This is a genomic window from Nocardioides sp. zg-1228, from assembly GCF_017086465.1.
Classification (GTDB): Bacteria; Actinomycetota; Actinomycetes; order Propionibacteriales; family Nocardioidaceae; genus Nocardioides.
This window is the reverse complement of sequence record NZ_CP070961.1, coordinates 3,470,269-3,492,960: the sequence shown is the minus strand read 5'-3', so window position 1 is coordinate 3,492,960 and position 22,692 is coordinate 3,470,269. Positions and strand designations below refer to the sequence as shown.

The following is a 22,692-nucleotide window of genomic DNA, read 5'->3' as shown; positions in this document are numbered from 1 at the left end:
GCGAGCGACACGGCGCAGCCGTCAGCGCCGCAGCCAGACGGAGGCGTCCGCGGGGAGCCGGCCGTTGTCGACGGGCGCGCTGGCCACGAGCACCTCGCCGTCGGGGAGGTCGACGGCGGTGGAGCCGCAGTTGAGCACGACGGTGAGCGGCCCGCGGCGGAACGCGAGCACGTCGGGGGCGAGGTCGAGAAGCTCGACCTTCTCGCCGGCCGTCCACGCGAACTCGTGCCGCGCGGCCAGCACCCGGCGGTAGAACTCGAGGCTCGACCCCTCGGCGCCGGTCTGCGCCTCGACCGTCAGTCCCGCCCAGTCGGCAGGCTGCGGGATCCACGGCTGCCCGGTGCCGGGACCGAACTCGTACGGGGGCTCGCTCCCGCCCCACGGCATCGGGACGCGGCAGCCGTCGCGGCCGACCTCCCCGGTGCGCAGGTAGGCCGGGTCCTGCCGGTCCTCGGGGGCGACGTCGACCTGCTCGAGGCCGAGCTCCTCGCCCTGGTAGAGGTAGCACGAGCCGGGCAGGGCGAGCATCGCCAGCGTCGCCGCGTGCGCCCGGGCCAGGCCCCGCTCGCCGCCGCCGTAGCGGGTGGGGTGGCGTACGACGTCGTGGTTGCTGAGCACCCACGTCGGCGAGGCGCCCGCCGGCTCGACCGCCGCGAGGGTCTCGGTGACGACCCGCGCGAAGTCGTCGGCCGACCAGTCGGCCAGCAGCCACGCGAAGTTGAAGGCCTGGTCGAGCTCGTCGGGACGCACGAACGCCGCCATCGACTCCGACGTCTGGGTCCACGCCTCCGCCACGGCCATCCGGTCGGGTCCGGCCTCGTCGAGCACGCGGTGCCAGGCGCGGTAGACGTCGTGCACCTCGGGCTGGTCCCACATCGGCTCGTCCTTGAGCTCGCGGGACACCATCGAGTGGTCGGTGTTGACCTGCCCCGAGCTCGGCCGCTCGCCCTCCCCGACCACCTGGTCGCGCAGGCTGGCCTCCTTGAACAGGCCGTGCGCGACGTCGACGCGGAAGCCGTCCACACCGCGGTCGAGCCAGAAGCGCAGGACGTCCTCGAACATGGCCGGGACCTCGGGGTTGCGCCAGTCGAGGTCGGGCTGGGAGGAGTCGAAGAGGTGGAGGTACCACTGGCCGTCCTCGACCTGGGTCCACGCCGGTCCGCCGAAGACCGACTGCCAGTTGTTGGGCGGGGTGCCATCGTCGCCGTCGCGGAAGAGGTAGCGCGCCCGCTCGGGGCTGCCGGGACCGGCGGCCAGCGCCGCCCGGAACCACTCGTGCTGGTCGGAGGTGTGGTTGGGCACGAGGTCGACGACCACGCGCAGGCCGAGCTCGTGGGCGCGCGCGATCAGGTCGTCGGCGTCGGAGAGCCGGCCGAACAGCGGGTCGACGTCGCGGTAGTCGGCGACGTCGTAGCCGTGGTCGTGCTGGGGCGAGGTGTAGAACGGCGTGATCCACAGCGCGTCGACGCCGAGGTCGGCGAGGTAGGGCAGGCGCGAGGTGATGCCGGGCAGGTCGCCGACGCCGTCGCCGTCGCTGTCGGCGAAGCTGCGGACGTAGACCTGGTAGATCACCGCGTTGCGCCACCAGTACGTCGTTGGATCGTTCACATCAGCCATGCGGGCATCTTCTCAAACGGCGCCAGCGGCTCCCCGGCCGTCGGGTGAGCGGCCGCCGAACTGCTGCGGGTCGACGGCGATCCAGGTGTGCTCGGCCGTGGCGACGACCCGGCCGTCGGCGTCGTGGAGGGTCGAGGCGGTGAACGTCTTGCGGCCGTCGCGACCGCGGCCCTCGCCGACGACGACGTGGGCCTCGCCGATGACCGGGAGGGCGTCGACCCGCGCGGTCATCCGGCCGAGCACCATCAGCCGCTCGGTGAGGTCGCCGGCCCAGCCGCCGATGCAGTCGAGCGCAGCCCAGGTCGCGGCCACGCTCGCGCGGGGGTGGTCGTCGACGTAGGTGTGCCAGTCCTCCTGGAGGCTCGGGTGGGGCGTCCACGGCGCGGCGACCCGACCGCCCTCGGGCTCCCCGCCGACCGGTCCGGGGAAGATCCGCAGCCCGTCGCCCTCCTCCCGGTCGGTGCCGCAGACGAAACAGGTGGGGAAGGGGTGGAACGTGAGACCGGGGTAGCCCGCCGTCGCCGCGGCGGCCACCGCGGGGTCGACCGGCTCGACGTCGGTGAGCGTGCGGTCGACGCGGTGGGCGGTCGCGACCGGCGCCTCGCCGTACGACGCGCTCGTGACGCCGGCGTCGGTCGAGACGCCGAGCGGGGTGTCGAGCGGCGGTGGCCGGCGCAGCGAGACCTCGATCGGCGGCCAGCTGCGGTTGTGGTCACCGGGCGCGTCGGTCTCGTCCAGCGCGGCGAGGGACCCGGCCGTCCAGCCCCCGTTGCCGGAGTCGGGCGGGCCGCAGAAGCGGCGGGGCACGATCAGCGCTGTCACCGGCCTCACTGTGCCACGACTCGTGTGCGTGCGGCGGTTGGGGGATGGGACACAATGAGCCCGTGAGCGACCTGATCGACACCACCGAGATGTACCTCCGCACGATCTACGAGCTCGTCGAGGAGGGCATCCCGCCGTTGCGTGCGCGCATCGCCGAGCGGCTTCACCAGTCGGGCCCGACGGTCTCGCAGACGGTGGCCCGGATGGAGCGCGACGGGCTGGTCACCGTGCAGGGCGACCGCCACCTCGAGCTCACCGAGGAGGGCAGGCGCCTGGCCACGCGGGTGATGCGCAAGCACCGGCTCGCCGAGCGGCTGCTCACCGACGTCATCGGCCTCGACTGGGAGCTCGTGCACGCCGAGGCGTGCCGCTGGGAGCACGTGATGTCGGAGACCGTCGAGCGTCGCCTGCTCGAGCTGCTCGACCACCCGACGGAGTCGCCCTACGGCAACCCGATCCCGGGCCTCGACGAGCTGGGCGACCGGGCCGGCGAGGACTTCATGGACAACGTGGAGCCGCTCTCCGGCGCTGCCGGTGCCGAGGACCAGCGCGTCCACGTCAAGCGGATCTCCGAGGAGATGCAGAAGGACGAGGAGCTGATGGGCCTGCTGCGCCGTGTCGGCGCGGTCCCGGGCAAGACCGTGACCATCGCCCGCACCGAGGAGGGCATCCTCATCGGCTCCGGGGGCGAGACCGCCGAGCTCGTGGTCGAGGCGGCCGAGCACATCTTCGTCCGCCGCTAGGTGTCCTGATCGGCCACCCGCGCCGCCAGCTCGCCGAGGAACTCGCTGCACCCCACGTCGAGCTTGTACGACGCCAGCGCGTCGCCGCGGGTCAGGCCGCGGTTGACGATGACGACCGGCGTCCCTCCCTGGGCGGCACGCCGGACGAAGCGCAGCCCGCTCATCACGGTGAGCGACGAGCCGGCCACCAGCAGCGCACCGGCGCCGCCGAGACCCTCGACGGCGGCGTAGCAGCGTGCCACCCGGTCGGGCGGCACGTTCTCCCCGAAGAACACGACGTCGGGCTTGAGGGCGCCGCCGCACGGGCAGCGCGGCACCACGAAGTCGTGGGTGTGGTCGAGGTCGACGTCACCGTCGGGGCGCGACGCGACCCAGCCGTGCCGCTCCAGCCAGCCGGGGTTGAGCGCGTCGAGCTCGGCCTCCAGCGCCGCGCGCGAGGAGGTGGTGCGGCACGCCAGGCACACCACGTCGGCCACCCGTCCGTGCAGTGCCACCAGCCGACGTGACCCGGCGGCCTCGTGGAGGCCGTCGACGTTCTGGGTGATCAGCAGCTCGGGGTCGATCGCGGCGAGGGCGCGGTGCCCGGCGTTGGGCTGCGCCCGGCCGATCCGCTGCCAGCCGAGGTGGCTGCGCGCCCAGTAGCGCTGCTGGGCCTGCGGGGTGGCGACGAACTCCTGGTAGGTCATCGGCGCCCGCACCGGGGCGCCCGGACCGCGGTAGTCGGGGATGCCCGAGTCGGTGGAGAGTCCGGCGCCGGTCAGCACGACCAGGGGCCGCGAGCAGAGCAGGTCGAGGGCCTCCTCCTCGGCCGGGCCGGACGCGGGAAGGCTCACGCGTAGCGCGCCTGCGCCCGGGCACGGGCCTTGGCGGCCTCGACCTCGCGGTTCTTCGGCGGCGCGGTCGTGACGAGCTCGTCGAGGAGGTGCTCGGTGATGTGGGCGATCTCCCGCACCGCTGCGTGGAAGGCCGCCTCGTTGGCCTGCGACGGCTTCGTGGTGCCGGCCACCTTGCGGACGTACTGCAGGGCGGCCGCGGTCACCTCGTCACGGGTCGCCGGCGGCTCGAAGTTGTTGAGCGGGCGGATGTTGCGGCACATGCTGCGAGCCTACGACGCGCCGCGCGCGTGTCACAGGTCGAAGAACGTCACGTCGTCGCCGGTCACCAGCACGACCTCGCCGGACGCGAGCGGCACCAGGCGGACGGCGTCGACGTCCGTGCCGTGCTCCACCTCGACCATCCGGTTGTCCATCGAGCCGTCGGCCAGCGACAGGACCGAGACCCAGCCGGTCATCCCGACCCTGCCGCTGCGCGAGACGACCGTCAGCGCGACCCGCCGGTCCGGCAGCCAGGCGAACTGTCGCGGGTCGCCGCCGGCCGCGGCCCACGTGCCGTCGTCGTAGCGCACCACGTCGATCTGCCGCGGGTCGGCGAGGTCGGTGACGTCGAACAGCGCGGCCTGGGCGCCACGGGTGACGCCCCGCAGGGACGCGTCCTGGCCCATGCCGATGAGGCGGCGCTCGCCGAGCGGGTGGAGGTAGTCGGAGAAGCCGGGGATCTTGAGCTCGCCGAGCAGTCGCGGCTCCGTGGCGTCGGAGAGGTCGACGGCGTAGAGCGGGTCGGTCTGGCGGAAGGTCACCACGATCGCGAGGTCGTCGAACCAGCGCACGGACTTGATCTCCTCCCCGACACCGAGGCCGTCGACACGACCGTCCTCGACCAGGTCGGCACCCTCCTCGCGCAGGATGACGACCGAGTTGAAGTCGCCGGTCTCGCTGCTCGGCCCGAGCGCCACCCGCAGCGACCCGCCGACGGCGTCCATCGACCAACGGTCGGCGATGGTGCCCTCGACCTCGCCGGAGGCGACGTACGTCGTGTCGGTCCCCTCGAGCGCGAACGCGAACAGCGGGGTGGTGCCGTCGGGCATCGGCATGCCGCCGGGGCGGCAGTCCATGCAGTCAATCCAGCCCCACTGCGGGCTGGCCGCGGCCAGGTAGAAGCGGTCGGTGGAGAAGTAGGAGATGTCGGAGTCGGTGGCCACGGCGTCCGTGGTGAGGGCGGTTGGGTCGGCGGGGTCGAGGGCGAGCACGGTCGTGGTGCCGACGGCGACCTCGCTGTCCTCCGGTACGGCCACGTCCGCGCAGTCGACCACCGGGTCGCCGGCGACGGTGGGGAGCCAGTCGGCCAGCGTGGTGTCGCGCACCAGGGCCCGGTTGCGCATCCGGGCGCGCAGCTCGCCGAGCGTCCCCTCGGGCATCGCGAAGTCGAGCTGCGGGAGGCTGTTGTGCACCACCACGCGGACGACGTCGCCGTGCAGCCGCACCGCGGAGGCGCGGCCGCCGACGGTGGTGGCGTCGACCACGGCCGGCGCGGTCGGGTCGGCGAGGTCGACCGTGGTGATCGTCGTGGACGACGCGCCGGCCGACGTCCCGACCACCACGGCCCGGCCGTCCACGAGCAGCAGCTCGCCTCCCGGGTCGCCGACCCAGCCGTTGCTGCCGCGGGCGTCGTCGAGTCGCGTCGCCGACAGCAGGCTCGGCTCCTCGCCCGAGACGTCGTAGGCCAGCAGCTCTCCCTCGCGGAGCCGCACCAGCAGGCTGCCGGCCACCTTGACCACGTCGGACTCGTCGACGCCGGCCTCCTGGACGTTGGTGCCCGACTCCGCGCTGGTGCTCCGCGACGTGCTGACCGTCGAGCGAGCGCTTTCCGCGGCGTCGGCGGGCGCGGCCGCGTCGGCCCCGGACATCGCCTCGGAGTAGACCGTGTCGCCCCATCCGTAGGGGCCCACCTCGGCGAGCGCGCGCTCGACGTAGCTGTCGAGCAGGTCGGCGCAGCTCGAGGCGACGGTGAGGTCGGCGTTGGCCAGCGTGATCGGGGGTGCGGCCGGGGGCCGGGCGCCGGGGTCGTCGCCCAAGGCGTAGCCGATGCCGAGCGCCGCGGCCAGACTGGTGACGACGGTGAGCGAGGTGACGATCCTTCGAGCGCGCATGGCGGTCGGACGGAGCATCCCGGGGCGGGGTTCCGCGTGGCACGATGGCGCGGTGAGCGCCCCCCTCGACAGCCGTCCCGACCGTGATCTCGACCTCGTGCTCTTCGGGGCCACCGGCTTCACCGGGGGCCTGACCGCCGACTACCTCGCCGCGGCGGCGCCGGCCGGACTGCGGTGGGCCATCGCCGGCCGCAATGCCGACAAGCTCGACGACGTACGCCGCCGGCTGGCCGCGGAGCGGGGCGTGGACGTCGAGGTGCTGGTCGCCGACTCCACCGACGCCGCCGCGCTGTCCGACGTCGCCCGACGCACACGTGTCGTCGCCACCACGATCGGTCCCTACCTCCGGCACGGCGCCCCCCTCGTCGGCGCGTGCGCCGAGGCCGGCACCGACTACCTCGACCTCACCGGCGAGCCGGAGTTCGTCGACAGGATGTACCTCGAGCACCACCAGACCGCCGTACGCACGGGCGCACGACTCGTGCACGCCTGCGGCTTCGACTCGATCCCACACGACCTGGGTGCCTACTTCACCGTGCAGCAGCTGCCGTCCGACGAGCCGATCACGCTGCGTGGCGTGGTCCGCTCCGGTGGCACCTTCTCCGGCGGCACCTTCCACTCCGCGCTCGACCAGTTCGCCCGGGCCACGCAGATGAAACAGGCCTACGCCGCCCGCCGGCGCGCCGAGGCGCGGCCCGAGGGGCGCTCGTCGCGTGCCGTGCGCGGACGGCCGCACCGTGACCCGGTCCTCGGCTACTGGCTCCTCCCGCTGCCCACCATCGACCCGATCGTCGTCGCGCGCACCGGGGCGGCGCTGGCGTCGTACGGCCCGGAGTTCCGCTACTCGCACTGGGCCGGCACCAAGACGCTGCCCTACGCCGTCGGCGGCGCCGTGGGTGTCGGCGCGCTGGGCCTGGCCGCGCAGGTCGGGCCCGTGCGCGAGCTCCTCAAGTCCAAGGTGCCGCAGGGCTCGGGGCCCTCATCGGAGAAGCGCGAGCGGTCCTGGTTCACCGTCGACTTCGTCGGCGAGGCAGGCGGACGCGCCGTCCGCACCCGGGTCTCCGGTGGCGACCCCGGCTACACCGAGACGGCCAAGATGCTCTCCGAGGCAGCGCTCTGCCTGGCCCTGGACGACAACCCGCGGACCGCCGGTCAGGTCACGCCCGCGCAGGCGATGGGCGACGCGCTGCTCATCCGGCTGCAGAAGGCCGGCATGCGCTTCGAGACGCTGTGAGGGCCGCCTCGCGCCGGGGGGCTCACGACCGTGGGTGAGGTCTTCGCGGGACGGTTCGAGCTGCTGGAGCCGATCGCCGACGGTGGCATGGGCTCGGTCTGGGTCGTCCGCGACCGCCGCGACGGAGAGGTCTACGCCGGCAAGGTGCTGCGCCAGTCCGACTCGGCGTCGCTGGTGCGGTTCATGCGCGAGCAGGGCACCCGCATCCCGCACGACCACGTCGTCACGCCGTTGTCGTGGGCGGGGGAGGACGATCGCGTCCTGTTCACGATGCCGCTGGTGCGCGGGGGCTCGGTCGCGACCCTGATCGGCGACCACGGCCCGCTGCCGGCGACGTGGGTGCGCGAGCTGCTCGTGCAGCTGCTCACCGCGCTGGACGTCGTGCACGCGACCGGGATCGTGCACCGCGACGTCAAGCCGGCCAACCTGCTGCTCCGGGCGACCGGCACCGCGCGCCCCCACCTCCTGCTCACCGACTTCGGGATCTCGGCCCGGACCGACGACCCCCGGCTCACGCGGGCCAGCCAGGTGATCGGGTCGCCGGGCTACATGGCGCCCGAGCAGCTGGCCGGGGCGGACCCGTCCGTCGCCCAGGACGTCTACGCCGCGGGGATGGTCGGGCTGGAGATGCTGGCCGGCGTCCGCCCGCCCCACGCCACCGACGCCGTCGCCGCACTGGTCGTCGACCAGCCGGGCCTCCAGCCGCTCGCCGCGCTGCTCCTCGAGGCGGTCAGCACCGACCCCGCCGCGCGACCGACCAGCGCCGCCGCGCTGCGCGAGCGTCTCGCCGCCCTCGACCTGTCGGGCGCCCCGGCGCCGGTGGAGCCGGTGGTCGTGCTCGACCAGCTGGCGGGAGTGCTCGGGGCCGAGACCCGCACCGCCGTGGCGACCGCAGCCAGCGGTCCGGGCAGCGGTCCGGCCAGCGGTCCGGCCAGCGGCGCTGGCTCTGGCACTGGCACTGGCTCTGGCAGCCAGTCACGCGGCGGGCCCGATGTCCCGGCCGACCGGCGCGGGCTGGCCGTGCTGCTGCTGGTGGTGGCCGCTGCCTGTCTGTGCGGCGCGGTCTGGCTGCTCCTGGGGTGACCGTCGCGCCGGCCGGGCCTGCATGGTGCCCTCAGCCGCGACGTCCCCGGAGCAGGTTGACCGCGACCGCCACGCACCCGAGCGCCACCGCGGCCAGGGCGCCGGCAGCGGCGAGGGTGCCGGCGGAGAGGGGCTCGGCCTCGTCCTTCGGCGCCGCCTGCCCGGAGTCGTCCGCCGGGTCGTCCGCGCCGTCGTCGGAGGGCTCGTCCGGCTCGGCCGGGGCACTGATCGGCGCGCCCAGCGGGGCGTCCGTGCCGGTCAGGAGCGCCTGCCCTTCGGCGTACTCCGGTGCGCCCGACTCCTCGCCGCGCACCTCGAGCTCGAGCCGGTAGGGCATCTCGTAGGACTCCCCGCGGTGGTCGGAGTCGGCTGCGAAGACGAGGTAGTAGTAGCCGGGCAGGCTGGTGCCCACGGTGACCGAGCTGACGCGGTTGTTGTAGCGGACCTCGGGGGTCTGCACGCCGAACACCCCTGAGGAGCTGGTGGCCGCGAACCCGTGGGTGTTGATCCCCTCCCCACTGATCGGCACGTTCCCGCGCATCGGGCTGTAGACCAGGAACGAGGCGAACGGGCCCTGGTGGCCGATCTGCTCGTGGAGCGCCGGGGAGGCGGGGGGAGTGCGCAGCCGCGCGCTGAGCTGCTGGCCGTAGGCCAGCTGCACCCGGAAGGCCTGCGTCTCGCCCGGCACGATGGTGCCCTTGTAGACGCCGTCGGTGAGGACCGGCGCGGTGGCGAAGGAGTCGCCGCCCGTCACCGCCTCCGGCGTGCCGGAGACGTCCGGCGGGTCCAGGACGATTCCGCTCCAGGAGCCCTCCTCGGCGAGCGACGTGCCGTCCGCCGGTGGCTCCTCGACCACCTGGAGGCTGAACGGCGACTGTCCGCGACCCATGTTGCTGAGCGAGCGGGACACCATGATCAGCACCTCGTCGGAGGTCACACAGTCCTCGTTGCTCTGGGGCTCGCCCACGGCGACCTCGGCCCCGAGGAGCTCGGCGGAGTTGACGTTCTTGAAGCTGTTGTCGACGCCGCAGGAGTCCCCGAGCGGCGTGCTGGTCTCGAGCTGCACGGTGTCCCACTCGTCGGGGTCGCCGCCGAGGCTGGACAGGCCGACCCGGACGGTCGAGCCGGGCATCGTGCGCGTGTAGGAGAACCAGCGCTCGGAGTCCTGCGGCGTCGTGCCCACCTTGTCGCTCCACAGCCCGGCCTCGATCGGAGTGGGGTCGTCGGAGCCGCCGCCGGCCAGCGGCGTGCCGTCGAGCGCGAAGGGACGCACGGCACGGTCGGCCGCCGTCTCCAGGCTGGCGACGATCTCGTCGGCGTCGTCGGCGTCGTAGTAGGTGCCGTTGCCCTTCGCCGCGACGCACCGCAGCTGGGCGCGGGCCTTGGCGTCGACGCTCAACCCCACGACGTCGATCTGGAGGTCGATCCCCTGCTGGGCGAGCTCGCCCGCCACGACGCAGGGGTCGGGCTCGCAGGTGGCGATGCCGTCGGAGACCAGCACGATGGACCGGGTCGACTCGCCACCGATGTCGCCGGCCGCCTGGCGCAGGGCGTACCCGATCGGCGTCTCGCCGTAGGGCTCGTACGACTCCAGCGCCGCCCGCAGCTCGTCGCGGTTGTCGGTGCCGGGGTCGACGATGAGCTGCGAGTCGGTGCAGGCGCCCTTCTGGTCGCGGGAGAACACCGTGGCGCCGTAGACCCGCAGTCCGACGTAGGCCTCGTCGGGCAGCCCGTCGACGACGGTGCCGAGCGCCTGCCGAGCGGCGTCGATCTTGGTGGTCCCGCCGCCCGCCGGCTCCGCCATGGACCCCGAGGCGTCGAGGACCAGGACCATCCGCGCGTAGTCGGTCTCGGGCGCGGCATCGGGCTCGGTGTCGGCGGCGTCGCTCGCCGGCGGGTCGGTCTCGCCGCTCGTGGCGCCGGCCGGGCTGCTCGCGCCCATCGCGGCGACGAGGACCAGCATGGTCAGTGCGGCGAGGGCGGCGAGCGCCGTCGTCGCGTGGTGGGGGATCGTCCGGATCCGGTGGGTCATGGGGCACCTCCTGCGACGGTCCTACCCGGCGTTAGCAATCGCAAACATAACATGTGCGTGCGTTATCATCGGGCCATGGTCGGGCAGTCGCAGAGCCGTCGGCGCCAGCAGGAGCTCTACGGCGCCGCGATCGGCGACGTCCTCGACCGGGTCACCGCGGCGCTCGGCCTCAGCCAGGCGGCCGTCGCGCGCACGATCGGCGTGAGCGCGCCCATGCTCTCGCAGCTGGCGAGCGGGCGGCGCACCACCATCGGCAACCCGCTGGCGGTCCAGCGGCTGAGCGCGCTCGTCGAGCTGGCCGACGAGGTCGCGTCCGGGCTGGCCCACAGCCAGGTCGCTGTGCGCCTGGAGGAGATCCGCCAGCAGGACTCCACCACCCTGACCGGCGCTGCCGCGCGCCCGCCGGCCGAGCCGGCGACCGCCGAGCTGCTGCGCACCGTGGCCTCCGGCCAGGACCTGCTGCGGGCGGCCGACCTGCTCGCCGCCGAGCACCCGGCGCTCGCCGAGCTCATCCGCGTGCACGGCACCGGCTCGCCGGAGGAGGTGCGGGCCCACCTCGACGGGTTGACCCGGATCACCCGGCGCCCGTCCGGCCCGGAGGAATAGCGCCCGCTCGCGCCGGGTTGACGGTCACTGACACACACCGCGGCCGCGACGACGCATGCCGCGACCGCAGACCCGGAGGACGCCGCACGTGACCACGACCGCCCAGCCGACACCTCCCGACCTCGGGACCGCGTCGCCCCACGGGCACGGCCGCCTGATCGGGCTGCTCGTCGCGTCCGCCTTCGTGGTGATCCTCAACGAGACGATCATGAGCGTCGCGCTGCCCGACCTGATGCGCGAGTTCGACGTGCAGGCCACGACGGCTCAGTGGCTCACCACGGCCTTCCTGCTCACCATGGCCGTGGTCATCCCGATCACCGGCTGGCTGCTGACGCGCTTCCCTCTGCGCACCGTGTTCGTGGCGGCGATGGCGTCGTTCAGCACCGGCACGCTGGTGGCCGCCCTGGCGCCGGTCTTCCCGATGCTGGTGGCCGGCCGCGTCGTCCAGGCCGTCGGCACCGCCCTGATGATGCCGCTGCTCATCACCACGATCCTCAACGTCGTCGACGAGCGCCGGCGCGGCCAGACGATGGGCACGATCTCGATCGTCATCTCCGTCGCCCCGGCCATCGGCCCGACCATCTCCGGGATCGTCCTCGACCAGCTGTCGTGGCGCTGGATGTTCTGGATCGTGCTGCCGATCGCGCTGCTCTCACTGGCCCTCGGCGCGGCCTGGGTGCGCAACGTGACCGAGCCGCGCGACGTGCCCGTCGACGTCCTCTCCGTCGTGCTGTCCGCGCTCGCGTTCGGGGGGCTGATCTACGGCCTGAGCAGCATCGGCGAGAGCGCGACCGGCCACACCCCCGTGCCCGTGTGGCTGCCGCTGGTGCTCGGCGGCCTGGCGCTCGTCACCTTCGTCGCCCGTCAGCTGCGGCTGCGCGACCGGGCGCTGCTCGACCTGCGCGCCTTCCGGGTGCGCGCGTTCAGCGTCGCCGTGCTGCTGGTCGCGGTCAGCATGATGGCGCTCTTCGGCACGCTGATCCTGATCCCCCTCTACCTGCAGAACGTGCTGGGCCTGTCGGTGCTCAACACCGGCCTGCTCCTCCTCCCCGGCGGCCTCACCATGGGGCTGCTCGCCCCGATCGTCGGGCGCCTGTTCGACCGGGTCGGCCCCCGGCCGCTGGTCGCGCCGGGCGCCGCGCTCGTCAGCGCCGCGCTGTGGGGGATGACGACCCTGGACGCCGGGACCGGGCAGGCCACCGTCGTCGGACTCCACGTGCTGATGAGCGTGGGGCTCGCGTTGATGTTCACCCCGCTCCTCACCTCCGCGCTGGGCTCGCTGCCGCCGCAGCTCTACTCCCACGGCAGCGCGATCGTCTCGACGCTCCAGCAGGTCGCGGGCGCTGCCGGCACCGCGCTCTTCGTCACCGTGATGACCCGCGTGACGGTCGCCCGGACCGAGGAGGGTGCCGCCCTGGTCGAGGCGACCGCCGACGGCGTCCACGCGGCGCTCATGTACGGCGGCGTCATCTCCGCCGCGGCGGTGCTCGTCGCCCTGCTCGTGCGGCGCCCGGGCGAGCCCGCGGCGCACTGAGCCGGGGGCGCGCTCAGCCGGCGTAGCGCCCGGGGCTGGTCCCGAACTCCCGGGTGAAGGCGGCGGTGAACGCGGACACGCTCGTGTAGCCCACCCGGTGCGCCGTCTCGGTGACCGACAGGTGGCGCAGCATGGCGGCCGCGGCCCGCAACCGGGTCGTCGTACGCCAGGCGGTGAAGGTGGTGCCGAACTCGCGCACGAAGTGGCGCTGCAGCGTCTTGTCGCTCACGTGGAGCCGGGCCGCCCAGTCGGTGAGGCTGGTGGGGTCCGCCGGGTCGTGCAGCAGGGCCTGCGCAACGGTGTGCGCCGGGCCGGCGCCGCCGTCGACGTGGCCCAGGTGCACGGCCCGGCACCCGGCGAGCGCCTCGAGGACGTCGTGCCGCGCCCGGAGTCCGTCCTGCTCCTCGACGCCGGGGCGCGCGATCTCGAGGAGCCGCCCGCCCACCTCGGCCTCGGGCGCGAGCACCCCTGCCTCGAGCGCGGTCAGGGAGGCCGGCGCCTGGCGAACGCACACCCGCAGGACCGTCTGCCGGCCGAGCCCGTGGACCTCGGCCACGACGCCCCGGCGCACCCACAGCATCTCGGCGGAGGAGAGGAAGCGCGAGGTGTCGCCCCGATGCACGGCGAGGACGCCGTCGGGCGACCAGAAGAGCTGGTGCACGAAGTCGTCGCGGTCGGGTGGGAAGTCGGGCACGGCGGCCTGCGGGGGATAGCGCAGGACCAGCACGCCGGTGGGCGGCCCGAGGCCGTAGCCGTACTCCTCCACCGCGATGGCGCCGGCCGCCGTCGCGGTGGGAGCGCCCCACGGCGGGTGTCCGATCGACGACACCATCTGTCTCCTTCACGACAACCTCGCAGGATTGGTAAGGCTACCCTTAGTTCACCGTGGGTCCGGCTCGGGCCCCCACGAGCGCGCCCCGCGGCAGGCGGTGCGCCGCGACCGCCGCCGCCAGCCGGCGGCCACCGACCCCCGACCCACCCGAGGAACCCCCATGCGCCGCCACAGCCCCGCCCGTCGCGCCACCGTGCTCGCCGGTGCCGCCGCACTCTCCCTCGTCCTCGCCGCGTGCGGCGGCGAGGACGGTGCGGCCGAGTCCGAGGACGGGCCCGACACCGTCACCTTCTCGGCCGACAACGGCGAGATCGAGATCCCGGCCGACCCCGAGCGCGTCGTCGCCACCGGCTACGCCGTGCCGGTGCTCCTCGAGGTCGACGCGCCGCTCGTCGGCATCTCGGAGTGGGGTCGCGGCACGGCGCTCATGACCGAGGAGGACCTGGCGACCTACGAGGAGACCCCGAAGGTGATGGGGGAGAGCGCCGACTCGATCAACTACGACGCGGTCGCGGCGGCCGAGCCCGACGTGATCATCCTCGGCGTGCCGCTGCCGGTGCTCGGCGACGTCAACATGGAGCGGCTCGAGACGATCGCGCCCGTCGTGGTCCTCGGCCCGGGCCGCCCCGACGACTGGAAGGACCTCGGGGCCCGCCAGAGCGAGGCCGCGGGCGCGTCGGAGCAGTACGCGGAGAACCAGGAGGCCTACGAGGCGCGCGCCGCCGAGCTCACGGACAAGTACGCCGACGTGCTCGAGGGCCTCGACTTCGGCCACGTCGGCTCCTACGGAGACGTCACCGCCGGGCAGTTCCACCGCGAGTTCGCCGGGTCGTGGGGCACCAACATCGCCACCGACATCGGCGTCACCTACTACGGCGAGGTGAAGGACCCCACCGACGGCGGCTCGGCCGAGGTGAGCGAGTACCCCTCCATCGAGGAGCTGCCCGACAGCCTCGGCGACGCCGACGTGATCACCTACAGCGTCCAGGGCGACGGCACCCCGGTGGAGGCCGTGCAGTACGTCCTGGACTCCCCGCTCTGGAAGAACCTCCCGGCCGTCGAGGACGGCATGGCGGTCGGCGTGCGCCACACCGAGGCCGCCACCTACGCCTCGGCGATGCAGACCCTCGACGCCCTCGACGCGGCCTTCGAGGAGGCGTTCGCCGAGGAGCTCGAGTGACCGCGATCGACCGCTCGCACCCCGGCCCACGGGTGCGCGCCCACCAGCTCGACGGGCGCGGGACCCGCCGCGTGGGCTATCCGATCGGCATCCGCACCGCCACGGTGGTCGCCCGCACCCAGGTCACCCCCCACATGCTGCGCCTCACGGTGGCGTCCCCGGCCGTCAAGCACGTGGTGACCCACGCCTGCGACGACCACGTCGGCATCGTGTTCCCGCTGCCCGACGGCACCCGCAACGACCCCGTCCACGACCCCGAGCGGCAGATGCTCGACTGGCGGTCCCCCCAGCCGCCCATGCGCAAGTACACGATCCGGCGCCTCGACACCGAGACCGGCGAGCTGGACCTCGACGTCGTGCTCCACCCCGGCGGCCTGGCCTCCGCGTGGGCCTCGCAGGCCGAGGTCGGCGCCGAGGTCGTGCTGGCCGGACCGCCCGGCGCGCTCGCCTTCCCCCACACCTACGACCACTACGTGTTCGCCGTCGACACCACCGCGATCCCCGCGCTCGCACGCTGGCTCGACGAGGGCGACTGGCTCGAGGAGCGCGGCGTCTCCGTCCAGGTCGTCGTCGACCACGACCACCCGGACGAGACGCGATACCCGCTGCGCCAGCGGCCGGGCGTGCACGTGGAGTGGCTCCCCCGCGCGGGCGGGTCGCGGCTGGCCGAGGTGGTCACCGGACTCGACCTCGGCGGCCACGACCCCGCCGACGTCTTCCTCTTCGCCGCCGGCGAGGCCGGCGACATCAAGCCGCTGCGGCGCTGGGCGAAGGACCGCGGGGTCGACGCGCTCGTGACCGGCTACTGGAAGCGCGGCGCCACCGAGCACGACGACCACGACGAGCACGATCACGACGACCACGATCACGACGAGGAGTGAGCGCGAGACAGGGCGCTCCGGCGTACGCGCTCGCCGCCGGCCTGCTGCTGCTCGGCGCGGCGGTGATGCTCAGCCTGACGGTCGGCCAGGGCGCGGTCACCGTGGCGGAGGCCTACCGCGCCGTCGTCGACCACGACCCGGGCGACAACGCGCACATCACGGTCCTCGACGTACGCCTGCCGCGCGCGCTGCTCGCCGTCCTGGTGGGCGCCGCACTGGCCGTCTCCGGGGCCCTGGTGCAGACCCTCACCCGCAACCCGCTCGCCGAGCCCGGCCTGCTGGGGGTCACGGGCGGCGCCTCCTTCGCGGTGGTCGTGGCGACGCGCCTCGGCGCCTCCGGGCAGGCGGTCACGCTGGTGCTGGCCTTCGTGGGCGCGGCGCTGGCGGCGGCGCTCGTCTACGCCGTGGGCCGGTCCGATCCGCTGCGCCTGGTGCTGGCCGGGGTCGCCCTGACGGCGGTGCTGGCAGGGCTGTCGATCGGCATCCGGCTCACCGACCCCGCCACCTTCGACGTCTACCGCTTCTGGTCGGTCGGCTCCCTCGCCGGTCGCGAGCAGGCGCCGCTGCTCGTCCCCTGTCTCGTGCTGGTCGTCGCGCTGACGGCCGCCCTGCTGCTGGGCCGGTCGCTGAGCGCGGTGACGCTGGGTGACGACGTCGCCCACGGGCTCGGGGCGTCCGTCGTGCGGACCCGGGTGCTCACCCTGCTCGTGGCCACGGTGCTGGCCGCGACCGCCACGGCCGTCGCCGGGCCGATCGTGTTCGTCGGCCTCATCGTGCCGCACGCGGTCCGCCGGCTCGCGGGTGCCTCGATCGGCTGGCTGATCGGCCTGTGCGTGGTCTTCGGCCCGCTCCTGATGGTGCTCTCCGACGTGCTGGCGAGGGTGCTGCTGGCGACCGGGGAGGTGCCGGTCGCGATCGTGACCGCGGTCATCGGCGGCCCGGTGCTCATCTGGGTCGTCCGGCGCTACGGGGCGGTGGGCGTGTGAGGAGCGTGTCGATCCCGCTCGGGTCCGGGCAGGTGCTCCGCGTGGACCGACGCACGTCGTACGTGTCGGCCGGGCTGGTGGTCGCCGCGCTCGCCGTCGCCTTCGCAGCCCTCTGCTTCGGCGACGGGTGGGACAGCCCCGCCGACGTGGTCGACGCGCTGCGGGGCGCCGGTCCGGTCCGGATCCCGGTGACCGAGTGGCGGATGCCGCGGGTGCTGGCCGCCCTGGTCTTCGGTGCGGCCCTCGGGCTGGCGGGCGCGGTCTTCCAGAACCTGACCCGCAACCCGCTCGGGTCGCCGGACGTGATCGGCCTCGATGCCGGCGCCTACACCGGGGTGCTGCTCGTCTTCACCCTCACCACGGCCACGGAGTTGACCATCACGTCCGCGGCGGTCGGCGGGGGGTTGGCCGCGGCGCTGGTCGTCTACCTGCTCTCCACGGGCACCGGATTCTCGGGCGTGCGCCTGGTCGTGATCGGGATCGCGGTGCAAGCCGTCCTCACGGCCGTCAACTCGTGGATCATCCTGCGCGCGGAGCTCGATCTCGCGATCGCGGCCAGCGTGTGGCAGGCCGGATCGTTGAACGGCCTGGACTGGTCCGACGTCGACCTGCCGGTCGTCGTGATCGCCGCCCTCGGCGTGCTGCTCGCCCTGCTCGCCCGTCCGATGCACCAGCTCGCGCTCGGCGACGACGTGGCCGTCGCGTCCGGGACCGACGTACGACGACTCCGCCTGCTGCTCGTGCTGGTGGGCGTCGGGCTCTCGGCCACCGTCACCGCGATGGCCGGCCCCATCGCGTTCATCGCGCTCGCCGCTCCGCAGATCGGGCGCCGCCTGGCGCGCGCGGCGGGGGTGCCGTTGCTGCCCGCCGCCCTCACGGGGGCGTTCCTGCTCGCCGCCTCCGACCTGCTTGCCCAGTGGATCCTCGCCCCGCAGGCCCTGCCGGTGGGCGTGGTGACCACCGGGGTGGGCGGGCTCTACCTGTTGTGGTTGCTGACGAAGGAGATCCGCTCGTGACACGCCTGCAGGCCCGCGGCCTCACCCTCGGCTACGGCGACCGCCTGGTCGTCGACGCCCTCGACCTCGCGGTCCCGCACCACGCGTTCACCGCGGTGGTGGGCCCCAATGCGTGCGGCAAGTCGACGCTGCTGCGGGCCCTCGTGCGGCTGCTCCCCGCCCGCTCCGGCACCGTCGAGCTCGACGGCCGGGCGGTCAAGGACTGGAGGAGCAAGGACCTCGCGCGCGAGGTCGGGTTCCTGCCGCAGGCCACCGTCGCCCCGGAGGGCATCCGGGTGGAGGCCCTCGTGCGGCGCGGGCGCTACGCGCACCAGTCGGTGCTGGGCGCCTGGCGGCCCGCCGACGACGAGGCGGTCAGCCGGGCCATGGACGCGGCGGGGGTGGCGACGCTCGCGGACCGGCCGGTCGCGGAGCTGTCCGGAGGGCAGCGCCAGCGGGTGTGGGTCGCGATGGTGCTGGCCCAGGAGACGCCCTACCTGCTCCTCGACGAGCCGACCACCTTCCTCGACATCGCCCACCAGTACGACCTGTTGCGCCTGTTGCGCCGGCTCGTCGACGAGGGACGCACCGTCGTCGTGGTCCTCCACGATCTCAACCAGGCCTGCCGCTTCGCCGACCACGTCGTCGCGATGCGCGACGGCCGGATCGTGGCGAGCGGGGCGCCGTCGGAGGTCGTGACCGCCGACCTGGTGCACGACGTGTTCGACATGGACTGCGTGGTCGTGCCGGACCCGGTGACCGCGACGCCGATGGTCGTGCCCGCGCGCTGAGTCGCCTGGGTGTCACACGGGGGTGCTCGGCGGCGTCTTGATGTCGACCGACCACCTCAGGAGGGCGACATGACCGGAACGACCCGTATCCCCGCCGCAGAGATCTCCGGAGTGAAGGGCTTGCTGATCAAGCGCCTCGCCAGGAGGACGTTGGGTCAGGTGCCGAGCTCGATCGGCGTCCTCTGGAACAACCCGAGGGTGCTGATGGACATGGCCGGCGTCGGACGCAAGGTCAAGAAGTGGGACACCTGCGACGCCCAGCTCACGTCGTTCGCGCACATGGCCGTCGCCTCGATGGTCGGCTGCACGTGGTGCCTGGACTTCCACTACTTCGAGGCCGACAACAGGAGCCTCGACACGGCCAAGGCGCGGGAGCTGCCGCGTTGGCGCGAGTCGGGCGCCTTCACCCCGCTCGAGCGCGAGGTGCTCGCCTACGCCGAGGCCATGACGGCGACCGAGCCGACCGTGACCGACGCGATGGTCGCCTCGCTGCGGGAGCAGCTCGGTGATCCCGGGCTGATCGAGCTCACCGCGGTGATCGCGTTCGCGAACGCCACGACGCGCTCCAACGTCGCGCTCGGGATCGAGTCCGACGGCTTTGCCGAGGCGTGCGGTCTGGAGCCGCTGGCCCCGCGCGCCGCCGTAGGGTGACGACCGTGCCGGAGGACCCGTTCGTCACCCACCGCGGCCTGCTCTTCACCGTCGCCTACGAGATGCTCGGATCGGCCTCGGCGGCCGAGGACGTCGTCCAGGAGACCTGGATCCGCTGGGACGCCATCGGCGCGGATGCCCGCTCCGAGGTCAGGGATCCGCGGGCGTTCCTGGTGCGGATGGTCACGCGCAAGGCGCTCGACCGCCTCCGGGCCGACGCGCGACGGCGTGAGGAGTACGTCGGCGAGTGGCTGCCCGAGCCGCTGCTGACGGCACCGGACGTCGCCGACGACGTCGAGCTGGCCGAGAGCGTCTCCTTCGCCATGCTCACCGTGCTCGAGACGCTGACCCCGACCGAGCGCGCCGTCTTCGTCCTGCACGAGGTGTTCGACGTGCCCTACGGCGAGATCGCGGAGGCGGTCGACAAGTCGGCCGCGGCAGTGCGCCAGATCGGCCACCGGGCTCGGGAGCACGTCGCGGCCAGGCGACCGCGGATGGAGGTGAGCCGCAGTGAGCAGGAGCAGGTCGTCGGTCGGTTCCTCGCGGCGGTCGCCGGCGGCGACCTGCAGGGCCTGCTCGACGTCCTCGCCCCCGACGTGGTGCTGGTGGCGGACGGCGGCGGGATCGCCCAGGCGGTCGCCCATCCGGTCCCAGGCGCGAAGAAGGTGGCGAACCTGCTGCGGGCGTTCCCCAAGCTCGGGGCGGGTGCCACCGTCGTGCCGGTCCTGCTCAACGGGTCCCCGGGCGTCAGGATCGTCGGACTCGAGGACGGTCACGACACGGCCGTCATGTTCGTCGTCGACGACCGGCGGATCACCCGGATCTACGCCGTCCGCAACCCCGCGAAGCTCAGCCGGATCGACGTCGAGGCGACGCTCACCCGCTAGGTGCGTCGACCGATCGATCCGTGCCGTCCAGGTCAACCTGATGGCCAGGTACATCTAGGTCCGTTCGGCGCGTCGTCGCTCCATGAGGGCATCGACGCCGTCCAGGGAGCACTCGAGACCGAACCCGAAGGCGTCGTCGCCGCCGAGCTCACCGTGTCTGGCCGCCTGTGCCGCGGCGCCCACCCTGACCGCGAGAGGGTACGCCGCGACGTCGACCACAGGTGCGAGGGACGGAAGCAGGGACCCCCCGCCCAACGACTCGTCGCTGCCGGCGAGCAGGCCACGCGCCGTCGGGGACACAGACGGTGCCCTAGTCCGCCCCCAGTGAACCCGGCCAGGTCGGCGCGGAGGACATGGAGGGGCTGCCCGTCGCGGTCGAGCATCCTGGCGGCGGCCATACCCGTGTCGGTGACGGTCTCGACGAACGAGCGCGCGGACAGCTGGCCGCCTGTCACAAGGCCGGTGTGGATGAGTCGGTAGAGGGACCGGTCGAACTCATCGACAGAGAAGCCGGTCCGGTCCTGGTCCGCCTCGGTCAGCCGCGCCGGCGCAGGCTCCCCGGCTGGGTCCGGCTCAAGGAGCCAGGGCCACTCGCTCACGTCTGCGAGGAAGAGCCGCAGAGCAGGCGCACGGTCGTATAGCCACCTGCCGATGCGCTTGGCCTCAGCCAGTTCGGCTCGCAGCGCGTCAACGTCAACCGCGTCCGCTGCGGCGGGCTGGCCGTTGGGGTCGTTGTCGGGTCCGTCGGCGGTGGTCATGTCCGGACGCTCGCCGCGACCGCGGACATCGGCGTGTGGAGAACCGGTTGAGAGGGGCGGCGTGCCCGAGAGTGATGGCTTCGGGGTCGTCTCCGCCGGTGTGGCGCACCAGTTGGACAACGGTGCCAGCACTGGACCACGGCGCCAGCACCCGCTCGCGCGGCGACGACCCGACAGAGGCGTTCGCGAGCACGCGGCAGCCCGGCTGTCCTTCCTTCGGGTGGAGTACTGCGGGCGTAGAGCGCGTCTGCTCTCCAGCATGGGTGGACGGGTCGTTCGAGCCGCTGCGGCGGCGGTGCTCGCTGCTGGGTCGGTGGCTGTGACCGCTGGATCGCCGGCGTCGGCCACGACGGGCACGGTGACCGTGCCGAACTCGGTGTACTACGACTTCCGGTGCATCGACGTGCCGTACACGTATGCGTACACGCTGCGCCCCGGCTACGAGCTCGAGGATGCGCACCTGGAGGTCATTGCCCCTGACGGCCTGGAGGCCGGTCGTGACAGCGTCACGTCGACGGCGGTAAGCGGGAGCAGCGAGGTGCAGATCTGCAGCGGTGAGCCTGGCGCCTACGCGGGGACCGTCGACGTGCTCGCGTGCACGCCGAACATCACCGACTGCTACGAGTTCGTGATGACGGTCCGCGACGAACGGCCGACCGGGTACTTCCCCACCAGCGGTGCGACGGTTCGGTTGCAGCCCAGTACCGGTCGGGTGCGTGGCGCCACCTCACGCGCGGCGCGGTGTACCTGGACACGCGGCGAGCGGGGCGAGCGGTCGTGAAGGTGACGATGAAGCAGAACCGCGGCCGGTTCCGGGCAGTCATGCGGAAGACGAGTTCGCTCAAAGGGTCGAGGTCGCGCACCATCAAGGTGAGCTGACGCTCTCAGCCCTTGTCACAGTCGGTTCTCGCCGTCCGCTGGGCGCACCAAGGCGGCTGACACCCACGACTGCGACATGTGCACCTCGGAACCCGTGCCAGTCGAGTACGACTCCACGCGCACCACCCACGCCTCCCAGCCGCGTCGATCAGAGTGCCGCCAAGCGAGCAGGACGCCAGGCGCCGGCGCCGACCACCTGCCCGTCAGGTCCACCCACACGTGGAACGGCGGCTGACGAGGCACCGCTCAAGAATAGAACAGGTGTTCGATCACGGCTGGCACGCAACCGGATGCCGCGGGAGATTTCACACCAAGAGACGACGCAGCCGTTTGCCACGAACTCACACGGCCCAATCCGTGCCAACCCGTATCCATGAGTCCGCAAGGACGAAACGGCTCTCACCTGCGCCTGTGGCGCTGACCTGCATGTTTCCTGTGGTGCCCCAGGCAAGAGTCGAACTTGCGACCTTTCGCTTAGGAGGCGGCTGCTCTATCCACTGAGCTACTGGGGCGGGCCATGTGCACATTCGTGTCGAAGAATGCGTCCACTGCTGGCGGACATCTTGTCAGCCCTCGCTTGATGAGACGAATGCGCCCCGCTGACGGGTTCTCGCGGCTCACCGCTGGGACCCAGGGGGTTGTCGGGGCAGCACGACTACCCAGGACATGGACGCTTTCGACGACGAGCCGCCCGACGACCATCGGCGGGAGGCTGGCAGTCGCCCGGCCCGACCCGCCCTCGTCACTCGGTGGCGGCCTCCAAGAGCTGGGTCTCGGCCTTCAGCACGTCGATCACCCCGGTGAGCCATCGTTCGATGGCGGCGACCTCCTCGGGACTGAACGTGGAGCTCAGGGCGTGGATGCGCTCGGAGATTCGAGAGGTGGATGGCCGCATGGTGACGTCGTAGCCGCCGGCGAGCTCCACCAGCACCGATCGGCCGTCCGCCTCGTTTCGCCGTCGTGAGACGTATCCCGCAGCCTCGAGGCTCGACACCAGCTTGGTGATGGCCGGGTTGCTGAGCCCCGTCCGCGACGCCAGGTCACTGGGGCTCACTCCTTCGGGATGCTGTGCGACCACGTCGAGCAGCTTGTGCTCGCTGTTCGTGATCCCCAGGCGTCGCGCGATCGCCTCGTGGAACATGATCACGCGCAGGCTCAGGTCGGACCCGAGCTGGTCGCCGGTGCTCACCATCTC

At 73.1% G+C, this 22,692-nt stretch carries 21 protein-coding genes and 1 tRNA gene; 13 read left to right on the top strand and 9 right to left on the bottom strand.

The window, feature by feature from the left end:
* Nucleotides 1-21: 21 nt before the first annotated feature.
* Both JX575_RS16795 and JX575_RS16790 read right to left on the bottom strand, forming a co-directional pair.
* Complete coding sequence (locus JX575_RS16795) at nucleotides 22-1,617, bottom strand: alpha-amylase family glycosyl hydrolase (RefSeq protein ID WP_186339208.1); 1,596 nt, start codon at nucleotides 1,615-1,617, stop codon at nucleotides 22-24.
* A 12-nt stretch (nucleotides 1,618-1,629) separates the two neighbouring features.
* Nucleotides 1,630-2,439, bottom strand: a complete 810-nt coding sequence (locus tag JX575_RS16790) for a hypothetical protein (RefSeq protein ID WP_206054435.1) — start codon at nucleotides 2,437-2,439, stop codon at nucleotides 1,630-1,632.
* A 62-nt stretch (nucleotides 2,440-2,501) separates the two neighbouring features.
* Here JX575_RS16790 and JX575_RS16785 point away from each other — a divergent pair, with 62 nt between their 5' ends.
* The gene (locus tag JX575_RS16785) at nucleotides 2,502-3,182 is read left to right on the top strand and encodes a metal-dependent transcriptional regulator (RefSeq protein WP_186339206.1); all 681 of its coding nucleotides are present in this window, start codon (nucleotides 2,502-2,504) and stop codon (nucleotides 3,180-3,182) included.
* Here the strand turns inward: JX575_RS16785 and JX575_RS16780 are convergent.
* Genes JX575_RS16780 through JX575_RS16770 form a run of 3 tightly spaced genes read right to left on the bottom strand, consistent with a single transcriptional unit; the run spans nucleotide 3,179 to nucleotide 6,168 of the window.
* On the bottom strand, nucleotides 3,179-4,015 hold the full coding sequence (locus JX575_RS16780) for a Sir2 family NAD-dependent protein deacetylase (RefSeq protein WP_186339205.1): 837 nt from the start codon (nucleotides 4,013-4,015) through the stop codon (nucleotides 3,179-3,181). The genes JX575_RS16785 and JX575_RS16780 overlap by 4 nt on opposite strands.
* On the bottom strand, nucleotides 4,012-4,278 hold the full coding sequence (locus tag JX575_RS16775) for a DUF2277 domain-containing protein (RefSeq protein ID WP_186339204.1): 267 nt from the start codon (nucleotides 4,276-4,278) through the stop codon (nucleotides 4,012-4,014). The genes JX575_RS16780 and JX575_RS16775 overlap by 4 nt, the downstream gene beginning before the upstream one ends.
* A 30-nt stretch (nucleotides 4,279-4,308) precedes the next feature.
* Complete coding sequence (locus JX575_RS16770; RefSeq protein WP_186339203.1) at nucleotides 4,309-6,168, bottom strand: beta-propeller domain-containing protein; 1,860 nt, start codon at nucleotides 6,166-6,168, stop codon at nucleotides 4,309-4,311.
* A gap of 52 nt (nucleotides 6,169-6,220) precedes the next feature.
* On the opposite strand from JX575_RS16770, the gene JX575_RS16765 reads away from it, so the two are divergent.
* Together JX575_RS16765 and JX575_RS16760 are read left to right on the top strand one after the other, a co-directional pair.
* On the top strand, nucleotides 6,221-7,402 hold the full coding sequence (locus tag JX575_RS16765) for a saccharopine dehydrogenase NADP-binding domain-containing protein (RefSeq protein WP_241005222.1): 1,182 nt from the start codon (nucleotides 6,221-6,223) through the stop codon (nucleotides 7,400-7,402).
* A gap of 30 nt (nucleotides 7,403-7,432) precedes the next feature.
* Complete coding sequence (locus tag JX575_RS16760; protein WP_186339202.1) at nucleotides 7,433-8,485, top strand: serine/threonine-protein kinase; 1,053 nt, start codon at nucleotides 7,433-7,435, stop codon at nucleotides 8,483-8,485.
* A 31-nt stretch (nucleotides 8,486-8,516) separates the two neighbouring features.
* Here JX575_RS16760 and JX575_RS16755 read toward each other — a convergent pair whose 3' ends face one another.
* Nucleotides 8,517-10,517, bottom strand: a complete 2,001-nt coding sequence (locus JX575_RS16755; protein ID WP_186339201.1) for a VWA domain-containing protein — start codon at nucleotides 10,515-10,517, stop codon at nucleotides 8,517-8,519.
* A 75-nt stretch (nucleotides 10,518-10,592) separates the two neighbouring features.
* On the opposite strand from JX575_RS16755, the gene JX575_RS16750 reads away from it, so the two are divergent.
* Together JX575_RS16750 and JX575_RS16745 are read left to right on the top strand one after the other, a co-directional pair.
* Nucleotides 10,593-11,123 carry a DNA-binding protein gene (locus JX575_RS16750; protein ID WP_186339200.1) on the top strand — a complete coding sequence of 177 codons (531 nt, stop codon included), beginning with the start codon at nucleotides 10,593-10,595 and terminating at the stop codon, nucleotides 11,121-11,123.
* Nucleotides 11,124-11,211: 88 nt separating this feature from the next.
* Complete coding sequence (locus JX575_RS16745) at nucleotides 11,212-12,657, top strand: DHA2 family efflux MFS transporter permease subunit (protein WP_241005221.1); 1,446 nt, start codon at nucleotides 11,212-11,214, stop codon at nucleotides 12,655-12,657.
* 13 nt (nucleotides 12,658-12,670) lie between these two features.
* On the opposite strand, the gene JX575_RS16740 is transcribed toward JX575_RS16745, so the two are convergent.
* Entirely contained in the window at nucleotides 12,671-13,486 is an 816-nt protein-coding gene (locus tag JX575_RS16740; RefSeq protein ID WP_241005220.1) for an AraC family transcriptional regulator, read from the bottom strand.
* 163 nt (nucleotides 13,487-13,649) lie between these two features.
* On the opposite strand from JX575_RS16740, the gene JX575_RS16735 reads away from it, so the two are divergent.
* The 8 genes from JX575_RS16735 to JX575_RS16700 all read left to right on the top strand — a co-directional run bounded on the left by JX575_RS16735 (nucleotide 13,650) and on the right by JX575_RS16700 (nucleotide 21,399).
* Nucleotides 13,650-14,669: an ABC transporter substrate-binding protein gene (locus JX575_RS16735; protein WP_186339197.1), complete on the top strand. Its 1,020-nt coding sequence runs from the start codon at nucleotides 13,650-13,652 to the stop codon at nucleotides 14,667-14,669.
* Nucleotides 14,666-15,550 (top strand): siderophore-interacting protein, encoded by an 885-nt coding sequence (locus JX575_RS16730; RefSeq protein ID WP_186339196.1) that lies wholly within the window; start codon nucleotides 14,666-14,668, stop codon nucleotides 15,548-15,550. Before JX575_RS16735 ends, JX575_RS16730 begins: the two co-directional genes overlap by 4 nt.
* Nucleotides 15,547-16,536: an iron ABC transporter permease gene (locus JX575_RS16725; RefSeq protein WP_206054434.1), complete on the top strand. Its 990-nt coding sequence runs from the start codon at nucleotides 15,547-15,549 to the stop codon at nucleotides 16,534-16,536. Before JX575_RS16730 ends, JX575_RS16725 begins: the two co-directional genes overlap by 4 nt.
* A gap of 41 nt (nucleotides 16,537-16,577) precedes the next feature.
* Nucleotides 16,578-17,552 (top strand): iron chelate uptake ABC transporter family permease subunit, encoded by a 975-nt coding sequence (locus JX575_RS16720; protein WP_241005219.1) that lies wholly within the window; start codon nucleotides 16,578-16,580, stop codon nucleotides 17,550-17,552.
* A complete protein-coding gene (locus JX575_RS16715; RefSeq protein WP_186339194.1) occupies nucleotides 17,549-18,322 on the top strand; it encodes an ABC transporter ATP-binding protein in 774 nt (257 codons plus the stop codon). Before JX575_RS16720 ends, JX575_RS16715 begins: the two co-directional genes overlap by 4 nt.
* A gap of 69 nt (nucleotides 18,323-18,391) precedes the next feature.
* Nucleotides 18,392-18,973 (top strand): carboxymuconolactone decarboxylase family protein, encoded by a 582-nt coding sequence (locus tag JX575_RS16710; protein WP_186339193.1) that lies wholly within the window; start codon nucleotides 18,392-18,394, stop codon nucleotides 18,971-18,973.
* A gap of 5 nt (nucleotides 18,974-18,978) precedes the next feature.
* The gene (locus JX575_RS16705) at nucleotides 18,979-19,860 is read left to right on the top strand and encodes an RNA polymerase sigma-70 factor (protein ID WP_186339192.1); all 882 of its coding nucleotides are present in this window, start codon (nucleotides 18,979-18,981) and stop codon (nucleotides 19,858-19,860) included.
* Between the two features lie 1,116 nt (nucleotides 19,861-20,976).
* Nucleotides 20,977-21,399 (top strand): hypothetical protein, encoded by a 423-nt coding sequence (locus JX575_RS16700; protein WP_186339191.1) that lies wholly within the window; start codon nucleotides 20,977-20,979, stop codon nucleotides 21,397-21,399.
* 534 nt (nucleotides 21,400-21,933) lie between these two features.
* Here the strand turns inward: JX575_RS16700 and JX575_RS16695 are convergent.
* Nucleotides 21,934-22,009, bottom strand: a tRNA-Arg gene (locus JX575_RS16695).
* Between the two features lie 230 nt (nucleotides 22,010-22,239).
* Nucleotides 22,240-22,686: a MarR family transcriptional regulator gene (locus tag JX575_RS16690; protein WP_186339190.1), complete on the bottom strand. Its 447-nt coding sequence runs from the start codon at nucleotides 22,684-22,686 to the stop codon at nucleotides 22,240-22,242.
* Nucleotides 22,687-22,692: the final 6 nt, after the last annotated feature.